This window comes from Psychrobacillus syltrankelensis (assembly GCF_055454035.1).
Window position 1 is genome coordinate 702,448 of the sequence record NZ_CM144227.1, and the last position, 12,359, is coordinate 714,806.

At 34.9% G+C, this 12,359-nt stretch carries 13 protein-coding genes; 10 read left to right on the forward strand and 3 right to left on the reverse strand.

The window, feature by feature from the left end; genetic code table 11:
• From phaZ to ACTSKG_RS03605, 5 genes are read left to right on the forward strand one after another with little or no spacing between them, the layout of a single operon-like run.
• The gene (phaZ, locus tag ACTSKG_RS03585) at positions 1-900 is read left to right on the forward strand and encodes an intracellular short-chain-length polyhydroxyalkanoate depolymerase (protein WP_464756779.1); all 900 of its coding nucleotides are present in this window, start codon (positions 1-3) and stop codon (positions 898-900) included.
• A complete protein-coding gene (gene fabG, locus ACTSKG_RS03590; protein ID WP_464756780.1) occupies positions 897-1,637 on the forward strand; it encodes a 3-oxoacyl-ACP reductase FabG in 741 nt (246 codons plus the stop codon). Before phaZ ends, fabG begins: the two co-directional genes overlap by 4 nt.
• Positions 1,638-1,655: 18 nt before the next feature.
• Positions 1,656-3,134: an AMP-binding protein gene (locus ACTSKG_RS03595; protein WP_464756781.1), complete on the forward strand. Its 1,479-nt coding sequence runs from the start codon at positions 1,656-1,658 to the stop codon at positions 3,132-3,134.
• Positions 3,135-3,191: 57 nt separating this feature from the next.
• Positions 3,192-3,617 (forward strand): acyl-CoA thioesterase, encoded by a 426-nt coding sequence (locus ACTSKG_RS03600; RefSeq protein ID WP_464756782.1) that lies wholly within the window; start codon positions 3,192-3,194, stop codon positions 3,615-3,617.
• Positions 3,617-3,913 carry a hypothetical protein gene (locus tag ACTSKG_RS03605; RefSeq protein ID WP_464756783.1) on the forward strand — a complete coding sequence of 99 codons (297 nt, stop codon included), beginning with the start codon at positions 3,617-3,619 and terminating at the stop codon, positions 3,911-3,913. Before ACTSKG_RS03600 ends, ACTSKG_RS03605 begins: the two co-directional genes overlap by 1 nt.
• A 16-nt stretch (positions 3,914-3,929) precedes the next feature.
• Here ACTSKG_RS03605 and ACTSKG_RS03610 read toward each other — a convergent pair whose 3' ends face one another.
• Entirely contained in the window at positions 3,930-4,232 is a 303-nt protein-coding gene (locus tag ACTSKG_RS03610) for a HesB/YadR/YfhF family protein (RefSeq protein ID WP_464756784.1), read from the reverse strand.
• A 14-nt stretch (positions 4,233-4,246) separates the two neighbouring features.
• The gene (gene plsY, locus ACTSKG_RS03615) at positions 4,247-4,852 is read right to left on the reverse strand and encodes a glycerol-3-phosphate 1-O-acyltransferase PlsY (protein WP_464756785.1); all 606 of its coding nucleotides are present in this window, start codon (positions 4,850-4,852) and stop codon (positions 4,247-4,249) included.
• 348 nt (positions 4,853-5,200) lie between these two features.
• On the opposite strand from plsY, the gene parE reads away from it, so the two are divergent.
• From parE to ACTSKG_RS03630, 3 genes are read left to right on the forward strand one after another with little or no spacing between them, the layout of a single operon-like run.
• The gene (parE, locus tag ACTSKG_RS03620; protein WP_464756786.1) at positions 5,201-7,174 is read left to right on the forward strand and encodes a DNA topoisomerase IV subunit B; all 1,974 of its coding nucleotides are present in this window, start codon (positions 5,201-5,203) and stop codon (positions 7,172-7,174) included.
• Entirely contained in the window at positions 7,171-9,603 is a 2,433-nt protein-coding gene (gene parC, locus ACTSKG_RS03625; RefSeq protein WP_464756787.1) for a DNA topoisomerase IV subunit A, read from the forward strand. The genes parE and parC overlap by 4 nt, the downstream gene beginning before the upstream one ends.
• A 9-nt stretch (positions 9,604-9,612) precedes the next feature.
• Positions 9,613-10,797, forward strand: coding sequence for an MFS transporter (locus ACTSKG_RS03630; protein ID WP_464756788.1), 1,185 nt, complete (start codon positions 9,613-9,615; stop codon positions 10,795-10,797).
• Here ACTSKG_RS03630 and ACTSKG_RS03635 read toward each other — a convergent pair.
• Positions 10,794-11,003, reverse strand: a complete 210-nt coding sequence (locus ACTSKG_RS03635) for a hypothetical protein (protein ID WP_464756789.1) — start codon at positions 11,001-11,003, stop codon at positions 10,794-10,796. The two genes, ACTSKG_RS03630 and ACTSKG_RS03635, sit on opposite strands and share 4 nt — an antisense overlap.
• Before the next feature lie 696 nt (positions 11,004-11,699).
• Between ACTSKG_RS03635 and ACTSKG_RS03640 the strand changes: the two genes are divergently transcribed.
• The gene (locus ACTSKG_RS03640; RefSeq protein WP_464756790.1) at positions 11,700-12,041 is read left to right on the forward strand and encodes a hypothetical protein; all 342 of its coding nucleotides are present in this window, start codon (positions 11,700-11,702) and stop codon (positions 12,039-12,041) included.
• Positions 11,986-12,351, forward strand: a complete 366-nt coding sequence (locus ACTSKG_RS03645; RefSeq protein ID WP_464756791.1) for a hypothetical protein — start codon at positions 11,986-11,988, stop codon at positions 12,349-12,351. The genes ACTSKG_RS03640 and ACTSKG_RS03645 overlap by 56 nt, the downstream gene beginning before the upstream one ends.
• Positions 12,352-12,359 lie beyond the last annotated feature (8 nt).

Below are 12,359 nucleotides of genomic sequence, written 5' to 3' on the forward strand. Positions count from 1 at the left end.
ATGGAATTTCAAAAAGTTATGTTAGCAAATGGAGAGGCAATTGCTTATAGGGAACGTCTAGGTGGAGAATATGTGATTGTGCTAGTGCATGGAAATATGACTTCATCAAAGCACTGGGATGTGTTATTAGAAAAGTTAGATAAGAAGTTCACTATATACGCTATTGATCTTAGAGGGTTTGGGGGGTCCACTTATTATACACGTGTACAAGGAATTAAAGACTTTTCAGATGACTTGAAAGAATTTGTTGACCTATTATCGTTAAAACAATTTCATTTAATTGGATGGTCAACCGGTGGGGCAATATGTATGCAATTTGTTGCAGATTTTCCAGGATACTGCGAAAAACTTGTTCTTCTAGCATCTGCTTCTACACGTGGCTACCCATTCTATGGAACGAAATCAGATGGAACTCAAAACCTAGAACATAGATTACAGACACTAGAGGAAATAGAATCAGATCCATCTAAAACCATTGTAATGCAAGGATTATATGACACCCGGAATAAAGATGGATTAAAAGCAGTTTGGAATGCAGCCATTTATACACATAATCAGCCTTGTGAAGCTCATTATGATGCATACGTGGATGATATGTTAACACAACGAAACTTGGCCGATGTCTATCATTCATTAAACACGTTTAATATCAGTGGCGAACATAATGGCGTAAAAATCGGATCCAATCAAGCAAAAGACATCACCATTCCTACACTCATTATAAGAGGAGATCGAGATTATGTAGTCACGGAAGAAATGACACAAGAAATTGTCTCGGATTTAGGAGAAAATGCTACGTATATTCCATTAACCAATTGTGGTCATTCGCCTTTAATCGATGATTTGGAGCAGTTAACAAATCGTATTGAAACGTTCTTAACAAAGGAGAATGATATATGAGATTAAAAGAAAAAGTAGCGATTATAACAGGTGCTGCTAATGGCATAGGTTTAGCTGCTGCAAAACGTTTTGCTGAAGAAGGTGCGAAAGTTGTATTGGCAGATTACAATGAAATTTCTGGATCTGATCAGGCAGAATCATTAGTAGAACAAGGTGCAGAAGTAAAATTTATTCAAGTAGATGTAGCGAACCGTGAGAGTGTGGACTCTCTAATTCAACAAACAATTGATTATTTTGGAAAAATTGATATTTTAGTAAATAATGCAGGAATAACGAGAGATGCAATGTTAACTAAAATGACAGAAGAAGATTTTTCGGCTGTCTTAGATGTTAACTTAAAAGGTGTTTTTCATTGTACACAAGCAGTAGTGCCTTATTTAATCGCGCAGGGTTTTGGAAAAATCATTAATACATCCTCCGTAACTGGTGTATATGGTAACGTCGGTCAAACGAATTATGCTGCCTCGAAAGCAGCTGTAATTGGGATGACAAAAACTTGGGCAAAAGAGTTAGGGCGAAAAGGGATTAATGTCAACGCAGTTGCTCCTGGATTTACGCGTACTGCGATGGTTGAGAAGATGCCTGATAAAATAATAGATCAAATGAAATCCGTTATTTCCCTCCAACGACTTGCGGATCCAAAAGATATTGCGAATGCTTATTTATTTCTAGCTTCTGACGAATCGAGTTATGTGCATGGGCATGTGTTACAAGTGGATGGCGGTATTATGATGTAATGAAAGGAGCGGTGCAATTTGTATACAGAGCAAACTTGGATATATAAACGTGCAGCACTGTCTCCAAAGAAGATTGCTTTAATTGATAGTAATTCAGGTGAAAAATGGAGTTATCAAACGTTAACTAACCATATCTCTAAATGGATTCATTATTTTAATCTTCAACAATATCAAAAAGGCGATAGAGTTGCTATTTTGTCTCAAAATAGAATTGAACTGTTTTCAATTTTATTTGCATGTGGTTTAAAGGGGATTCTATATGTTCCACTCAATTTCCGATTAAGTGAACTAGAATTACTGTATATTTTGGAAGATTGTCAACCAGTTCTCATTATCCACGATGCAGAACATCAAATTATTAGTAGTAAGTTTACAAATATCAATCGATTATTAATATCGGATATAAAAGATAACAATTCAGAGTTATCAAGTTCCTATTCTAATTGTACCCCATCTGATCCATGGTTTATCATATACACGGGCGGAACTACTGGTAAGCCAAAAGGGGTAGTACTATCTTTTAATGCGATCAATTGGAATGCTATCAACACGATAATTAGCTGGGGTTTAAATAAAACGGATTGTACACTCAATTATATGCCAATGTTCCATACAGGAGGTTTGAATGCCCTTTGTATTCCAGTACTAATGGTAGGTGGAACCGTTGTCACTGGTAGTCGTTTCCATGCAGAAGAAGCCTTAAAAGCTTTAAATACATATAAGACGACTATTTCATTATTCGTACCAACAATGTATCAATCGATGCTTCAAACAGATTATATGAAAACTGCCACATTCCCTACTGTAAAAGTTTTTTTATCAGGCGGAGCTCCATGTCCCAAAACAATTTACAAAGAATTTGAAAAGAAAGGAGCACTTTTTAAAGAAGGATATGGATTAACAGAGGCTGGACCAAATAACTTTTATATTCAACCAGAAGTAGCAAGAAATAAAATAGGATCTGTAGGGAAATGTATGCAATTCAATGATGTAAAAATTATAAATGAATTAGGAAAAATCTGTAAGACAAATGAAATAGGGGAGTTATATATTTCAGGAAAGCATGTATTCACTGAGTATTGGAACAATGAGCTAGAGACGAGTCAATCGCTCGTTAATGGTTGGTTAAAAACAGGGGATTTAGCAAAAAAGGATGCAGACGGGGATTATTTTATCGTAGGCCGGATAAAAGAACTGATCATTTCTGGTGGAGAAAATGTATATCCTCAAGAAGTGGAGCAGTGTCTCATATTACATCCTAATATACGAGAAGTAGCGGTAATTGGAGTAAAAGATGATAATTGGGGAGAATGTGTTACTGCCTTCATAACATGTAAAGAACCGAATGAATTTGATGAATCAGAGATTATTACCCATTGTAGAAAGTCACTTGGAGGCTTTAAAGTTCCAAAAAAGATTTTTAATGTAGAAGAACTTCCACGAACTGATATTGGTAAAATTGATAAAAAAAAATTGTTACAATTAGCTGTAGAGTAGTACTTTACAGCTTTTTAAGTCGTCTTTTTGTATAATAGATATAGAGGTGACTTTCAAATGTTTATTAGTGAAAAAGAAATTGAAGTACGATATGCAGAAACAGATCAAATGGGAGTTGTATATCATGCGAACTATGTTATTTGGTTGGAAATAGGGCGTACTCAACTAATTCAAGACTTAGGTTTCACCTATGCTGGGCTAGAGGAACATGGCTTTATATCTCCAGTGACAAATGTGAATATTAGCTATAAATCTTCCGTTAAATACGGTGAAAAAGTAATCGTTAAAACATGGATTGAAAACCATGGTAAATTAAGAACTACTTATGGATATGAGATAGTACATAAAGATGGCACTATTGCATCTACCGCGACATCAGAGCATGTTGTAGTAAAAAAAGACACTTTTCGACCAATTTCTCTAAAGAAAATAGATCCTATTTGGGATGCGAAATATGCCGAAATCGCCAAGGTAAATGAATAATGGCTTTTGGAATAACTCGAGATGAACTTAATGAGTGGAAAAGACAAGTAAAAAACGAGCAAATAGCATTCCTTACTCACTATTGGGTTGATAAGCGATTCCCCGGTTGCAAGACAGTTACAAAAGTAGGTTGTAGCAACATCTCTACACTAATAGAGTGGGGTAAAAAGTACGGATTAAAAGAACAATGGATTGATTTAAAAGAAGGATATCCTCATTTTGATTTGTTCGGAAAATACGAATATGACATTATGGAAGAAGAAGGACTTCTATCACAATTAAAGAGGTTCAAATAAAAAAAGCGTGGTATAATCACGCTTTTTTATATGAATAAGATAATTCGTCTAACTCTGAATCTAGATTAACATAGAGATCATGACCATCAAAGAACCATTCATCTAGTTCTTCGATAAAGAATAAAATATTTTTTAACATTAATGTAACAGATGGTATAACCGGAGTATCCTTTGTCATGCCAATAGAAAACCCATCATGTAAAGGACTTGATCCACCGTAGCGAGCATAAAAGCGAATTTTGTCTCCACCTTTCGCTTCCATTTCTTCTTGGAACCAGTTCATTGCTTCTGTAGAGATGAATATTTTCAAACTAATCACCAGCTTTCAATAGCTTAAATCCATTTTACTTTCGGTTCGGTTCCTGCTTTGATTCTTTTTATATTCGAACGATGTCGATAAAAGATAAAGATTGCAATTAGTAAAACGACTCCGATTAACGGTAAATCATGATCAAAAGTAAAATAATAAATTATAGAATATAATAAGGCAATGATTGCTAAAATCATTGAAGTTAAAGACACCATTTTAGTTATCTTAAGTACAACCAAAAAACCAACAATTAATAATACAAATATTGGCCAGTTATAACCAAGTAATATTCCGCCAGAAGTGGCAACTGCCTTACCACCTTTAAAATTAGCGAAAATTGGGAACATATGGCCAACCACTGCAACTATGCCAAGTATTAAAGGATGAACATTAGTAGATTCAAAAAATGGAAGCAAACCAAGTAGAGTGGCAGCAGTTCCTTTTAGTATATCCATAATAGTAACAACCAAACCAGCTTTTTTGCCTAAAGTTCGGAATGTGTTCGTTCCACCTAAATTTCCGCTACCATGCTGTCTTATATCAGTATTATAAAATAATTTTCCAACCCACAGGCCAGAAGGGATTGAACCAATTACATATGCAAGTAATAGCAAAATAATGATCATCATAAAATACTCCTTTTAGTATAAAACTAATAATATATTGAACTCTTAGTTTACCATGTACGATAAGCACTGTTCAATGTAAAGAACGTCAAACGAATGAAAATCAGTTAAAATATTTATAAGTTGAACTTATTATGTTTACCATGTAAGCTAAGTTCTGTTAAACATAAAGAAGGAAAAATGCATACCAATAGAGAAAGCTAGTGTATAGTAGATTGCAAACAGCATTATATTTATTTACAATTAAAGCTGGCCCTATGTAAGCAAAGTATTGACATACGAACAATCTGTTTGTAGGCTTAAAGAATAGCTAAGAACAGATGTTTTGTTTTTTTTGGAGGGGAACATATATTGAGTAAAACCGAAATAATACACAGCTATAGTGATGATGATATTCAGGTATTGGAGGGGCTCGAAGCCGTCCGTAAAAGACCTGGTATGTATATTGGTTCCACAGATGCAAGAGGATTGCATCATTTGGTGTATGAGATTGTAGATAATTCTGTAGATGAAAGCCTCGCGGGATTTGGTAATCATATTACCGTGACAATTCATGAAGATCAAAGTATTACTGTTCGAGATTATGGACGAGGAATGCCGACTGGTATGCATAAAACTGGAATACCGACCGCTGAAGTTATATTTACAGTATTACATGCTGGCGGTAAGTTCGGTCAAGGAGGGTATAAAACAAGTGGAGGTCTACACGGTGTAGGGGCTTCCGTTGTGAATGCGCTTTCATCAATTGTCGAGGTTATTATCCATCGCGAAGGAAAAAAATTTATCCAACGATTTGAAAATGGTGGGAAAGTTGTCCAACCGTTAAAAGAAATTGGGACGACAAAAGAAACTGGTACATCCGTACATTTCCTTCCAGATGACTCCATTTTTTCTGTAGTTAAATATAACTACGAAACATTAAGCGAAAGATTAAGAGAATCTGCTTTTCTTCTAAAAGGATTAAAAATCGAATTAATTGATGAACGAACAAGTACCCATGAAACTTTTTATTATGAAACTGGAATACAAGCATTCGTATCTTATTTGAATGAAGAAAAGGATGTCCTACATCCCGTGTTCTACATGGAAGGGATACAGGATGAAATAGAAGTAGAGTTTGCCTTTCAGTTTAATGATGGGTACTCAGAAACAATTCTCTCGTTTGTAAATAATGTCCGTACCAGAGATGGCGGAACGCACGAAACTGGTGCAAAAGCTGCACTAACAAGAGTTTTTAATGAGTATGCTCGGAAAACAAGTTTATTAAAGGAAAAAGATAAAAATTTAGAAGGTTCAGATATTCGAGAAGGAATATCTGCTATAGTTTCTGTTCGTATTCCAGAGAATTTACTGCAATTTGAAGGACAAACAAAAGGGAAACTTGGGACAAGTGAAGCAAGAAGTGCTGTTGATGGAGTTATTTCGGAAAAACTTCAATATATTTTGGAAGAAAATGCTGAGCTTACATCCTCGTTAATACGAAAGGCAATTCGTGCTCAACAAGCTAGAGAAGCAGCACGTAAAGCAAGAGAAGACGCTCGTAATGGAAAAAAACGAAAACGTTCTGACACGTTATTGTCTGGTAAGTTAACTCCCGCTCAATCTCGAAATGCTTCTAAAAATGAACTCTATCTCGTCGAAGGAGATTCTGCCGGAGGATCTGCCAAGCAAGGAAGAGATCGAACTTTTCAAGCAATACTTCCTTTGAGAGGTAAAGTAATTAATACAGAAAAAGCAAAACTTGCGGATATTATGAAAAATGAAGAGATTGCCACTATTATTCATGCTATCGGAGGTGGAGTAGGAACGGACTTCCATATAGCCGATATTGCTTATGATAAAGTAGTAATCATGACTGATGCTGATACTGATGGCGCTCATATTCAAGTGCTATTGTTAACCTTCTTTTATCGCTATATGAAACCACTGATCGAAAACGGGAAAATATACATCGCTTTACCTCCTCTTTATAAAGTATATAAAGGTCTAGGTAAAAAAGAAGTGTTCCAATATGCTTGGACAGAAAAAGAATTAGACGCGGCTTCCAAGAAGATTGGGAAAGGATTTATGCTCCAACGTTATAAAGGGCTTGGAGAAATGAATGCTGACCAATTATGGGATACAACTATGAATCCTGAAACTCGTACATTAATTCGTGTAACTATAGAAGACGGTGCTCGTGCTGAAAGACATGTAACGACTTTAATGGGTGATAAAGTAGAGCCCCGTCGTAAATGGATTGAAGCTAATGTTAATTTTAGTTTAGAAGATGATTCAAATATTTTAGAAAATGAAAGAATTCACACGGAGGATGAACAAGTATGACACAAGCCGAACGTTATCAAGATTTACCACTAGAAGAAGTGATAGGTGATCGGTTTGGACGTTATAGTAAATACATCATTCAAGACCGTGCACTACCAGATGCAAGAGATGGGTTAAAACCTGTTCAACGCCGTATTTTATTTGCAATGTTCCATGAAGGAAATACAAATGATAAACCTTTCCGTAAATCCGCTAAAACAGTTGGTAATGTTATCGGTAACTACCATCCTCATGGCGATAGCTCTGTTTACGAAGCAATGGTTCGTATGAGTCAGGATTGGAAACTTAGACATATGTTAGTGGAAATGCATGGTAATAATGGTTCTGTTGATGGGGACCCACCTGCTGCAATGCGTTATACAGAAGCAAGACTTTCTGCTATTTCACATGAGCTTCTCCGAGATCTTAATAAAAACACAGTAGACTATATTCCAAATTTTGATGACTCCGACTCAGAGCCTGTTGTTTTACCTGCACGTTTTCCAAATCTATTAGTTAATGGATCGACTGGTATATCTGCAGGATACGCTACAGATATACCACCTCATGCTCTTCATGAAGCATTGGATGCTGTATTAATGCGAATGGAAAATCCTGCTGCTACAATCGATGAGTTAATGACAGTTATAAAAGGACCTGATTTCCCAACTGGCGGGATAATTCAAGGTGTGGATGGCATTAAAAAAGCATATGAAACAGGTAAAGGGAAAATTGTTGTTCGTTCTAAAACGGAAATAGAAGTAATAAAAGGCGGTAAAGAGCAAATAGTTATTACTGAAATTCCTTTTGAAGTAAACAAAGCCAATCTAATTAAAAAAATTGATGAACAAAGACATGATAAGCGTCTCGATGGAATTGCAGATGTTCGTGACGAATCCGACCGTACGGGATTACGTATTGTTATTGAGATGAAAAAAGAAGTAGAGGCTCATGGTATCCTTCAATTCTTATTCAAAAATACAGATCTACAAGTAACGTATAACTTTAATATGATTGCAATTCATAATAGACGACCTACAATGATGACCTTACCATTGTTATTAGATTCATATATCGGTCATCAAAAAGAGGTTGTGACTAGAAGAACTGCTTTTGACTTAAAAAAAGCAAAGGAACGTCTGCACATTGTTGCTGGCTTAATGAAAGCATTATCCATTTTAGATGAAGTAATTAAAACTATCCGTGCTTCTAAAGATAAACGAGATGCTAAAAATAACTTAATGACTGCATTTGCTTTCTCTGAAGCTCAAGCTGAAGCAATTGTTTCATTGCAATTATATAGACTAACTAATACAGATATAACAGAACTACAAAATGAAGAAGAAACGCTCAATGCGTTAGTAAAAAAATTAGAAAGTATTCTAGCTAGCGAAGCTGTTCTTTTAAAAGTTATAAAAAAAGAATTGTTAGAAGTCCGAAAACAATTTGCAGAACCAAGAAAATCTGTAATTGAAGATGAAATTGAAGAGATTAAAGTTACGCTAGATGTATTAATTCCAAGTGAGGAAGTAATTGTAACAGTTACAAAAGACGGGTATGTTAAACGTACAAGTATGCGATCATTTACTGCTTCTAACGGACAAGACTTTGCAATAAAGGAATCTGATTACGTATTATACAAAGAACCAATTAATACACAACATCATTTACTACTATTCACTTCCAAAGGAAATTATATTTATCAACCTGTTCATGAGTTGCCTGATATTCGCTGGAAAGATCTTGGTCAGCATATTTCAAGCATAGTACCTTTAGAAACGAATGAATCCATCATAAATGCAATAGGTATAGAATCATTCGATCTGGATTTATGTGTACTTACCGCAACTAGAGATGGCCAGATTAAACGATCTTTACTTTCTGATTATGTTGTTCAACGATACGCACGACCGATTAAAACTATCAACTTGAAAAAAGAAGATGAATTAATACTTGCAGAACTTGTTTCACCTTCCGATGAAGTATTATTTACCACTTACAATAGTTACTCCGTTCGATTCTCATTAGATGAAGTGCCAATCACTGGCGTTAAAACGGGTGGAGTTAAAGCTATAAACTTAAAAGAAGATGATTACGTAGTAAGTGTTAATATAATTAGTCAAAATAGTCATGATGATATTACATTGGTGACGCATCGTGGATCAGTGAAAAAAATGGCCTTAAAAGAAATTGAAACAGGTGGTCGTGCGAAACGAGGAATTGTTACCCTTCGTGAATTAAAAACGAATGCACATAGAGTATTTACAGTAATTTTAACGAATAAAACAGATGAACTTGTCTTAGAAACAGAAAAAGGAGTTCAGGAAATCGTTCAAACGAACACTTTGCGTCCAACTGACCGTTATTCTAACGGGTCATTTATTGTAGATACTGAAAAAGACGGTAAACTTGTTCGAGTATGGAAACAGCCGATTGAGCTGAAAGAATAAGGGTATAATATGTGGAGAAATACGAATGTTTGGATTGTTTTAATAGGGGAATTGATTGCAGGCTTCGGTCTATGGAGTGGCATTATTGGTAATCTTGAGTTTATGCAAGAAAAAGTTCCATCTGATTTTCATAAATCATTAATTCTTGCAAGCGGACTATTAGCAGGTGTATTGATAGGTCCGTTTGCAGGGAAGATTATTGATCAATCTAAGAAAAAAAAGGTGTTAATCGTTTCAAGTATCGGACGGGTTCTTAGTGTTTTGTTTATGTTTGTTGCAATTGCTACAGGTTCGATATGGTGGATGGTATTATTTTTAATTAGTTTACAAATATCCGGAGCTTTTTATTTCCCTGCTTTACAAGCAACATTACCTTTGATTGTTAAAGAAAAGGAATTGTTACAACTTAATGGTTGGCATATGAATATATCTACTATTGCACGTGTAGCTGGAACTGCTATTGCTGGACTTGTACTTGTGTATTGGCCAATACAATCACTTTATATTGGATCAATGATTTCTTATACTGGTTTGTTAGTGTTTACTTGTTTTCTTAAATTAGAGGAAAAAGAAAAGGTAGCAAGACAAGTTGGGAAAGAGAAGAGCGGATTTAAAGAGATTTTTCCAATGTTAAGGGCAAATTCTGCTGTTCTCATGACACTTATTTTAACGTTAATTCCAGTCTTATTTTTGGGTTCTTTTAACTTACTTGTTATTAATATTAGTGAAATACAAGGCTCGTCTTCGATTAAAGGAACTATTTATGCAGTTGAAGGAGTTTCCTTTATGCTCGGTACGGTAGCTGTAAAGTATATTGGCGCAAGGTGGAAAATAAGTAATGTTTTATTTGCATTTGTATTTATCATCGGTTCTGCTGAGATTTTACTATACTTTGCTGCAAATCAGGCATTAACACTAATTGTTTTTGCTATTTTTGGTTTTTCACTTGGTTGTTTCTTCCCAACAGCTATGACTATTTTTCAAAAGCAAATACCTAAAGCATTTCACGGTAGATTCTTTTCATTCCGAAGTATGTTGGATAGAATAGCTTTCCAAGTTGTTTTGCTATCGACAGGAGCTCTTTTAGATGCCATCGGTATGCAATACATGGTCATTGTCTTTGGCCTGCTTAGTGTATCGATAACGTCCATTTTCGTATGGAGAATGAAAAAAAGTAAATTAGCTTTTATTTAAGCAACATAAAAAGCATTTCCATCGGGGCGTAAACCTTGTTGGAAATGCTTTTTATGTTTATTTTGATACTGTTGTAATTTTTCTTTCTTTGTTTTTGTCATTCGTACGTGGGTACTAAAATCAACATCATTTCTAAATGCAGATACATCTTTTCCTGTGTTTCGAAGCTGGTGAGCTCGTTTTTTATATGCAGCAGATTTTGCCATCTCAATCACTCCTATAGTAATTATTTCTTTCAAAGGATAGCGTATATTAATTTTAGTGGAAATACAAGTTAAAAAACTCATTTTGTCAGAATGCTTAGATAATATAAAAATCAACTTATGATATAAAAAAAGTGCAATAGAATAGTGTGTTCATGGGCGGTCAGCATTTCCTTTATTCCTATTTACTATCCCTGTTTTTTAACAGGAATAGGGAAAGGAGATGTTGCATATGACGACTTTTGAAGCTTTGATGTACGCAGTAGTGTTCGCTGGTTTAATTGTCTACATTCTTACTTTTTCAAAAGAAAAAAAGTAAACCGCCCCTGAGCCGTAGCAAGCATTGGGTAGTTTACTCTTAGTAATTGCTGATCGCCTTTGAAGCGACACTATTTTATTGCAAGACTGTTGGGTGTTGTTGCACCAAACAGTCTTTTTTTTAATATATTCAATTGATACTTATATAATACCACCCACTTTGTTATTTTCAACTAAATTGACTAGAGTAAATCAATAGAAGTATTAAAGTAAAAGTTACTACTTGAAGTCAAGTGGTAATTTTTAAAGGATTGAGTAGTTAAACCAACAAGTTATCAGCCTAGTTATGCTACACAATTATAAATTGTCGTTTATGACAATTTATTCATATAATCATATTAGACAATTCTGAAATCTATTAGCCGAGAAGAGGTGGCAAAGATGGCACAAATTGAGGTTAGAAATTTCCAAGAAAAAGATATGCAGCTTTTGAAAACATCTCGTGAGAATTTAACAGTTAAACAGAAAGTTATTTTTTGGTGGGTAGGACCAAAAGAAAATTGGCAAAATGTATTTTGTGCATTTGAGAATGATCAAATGATTGCAAAAGGACAGGTGCAAATTGTCGCGGAAATCCCTGCGGGCACTCCAGGGATTCATAAAATCTTTACAAATCTTAAGATTTTACCAGGGAGAGAAGAAGATAATAACCTCTATGATTCTGTGTATGTTATTGCTTCAAAAAGCAAACGAATTAAAGCAATCGCTCTCAAGTCAAAATAAAACGATGCTATGTGTTGGAAATTATTCAACTGAAGAACTTAATAATGCATTTTTCATACGTCAAGGATTTAAATACATAGAGAGTATATTCTCGATGCAAAGGGATTTAGATAAGCCTATCGATAAACTTAAAATTAATGCACCTTTTCAATTTCGTATCTGGGAAATGACAACTAATAAGGACATGAAGGAATACTTAAAAGTAGAAGCTGAAATTTGGCCAGATTCACCACTTAGATTGGATCGATTAATTGAATATCAAAAAAACCATTATGGAAAGCCCTCACTATATGGCGCGATAATACACTAGTTGCTAGC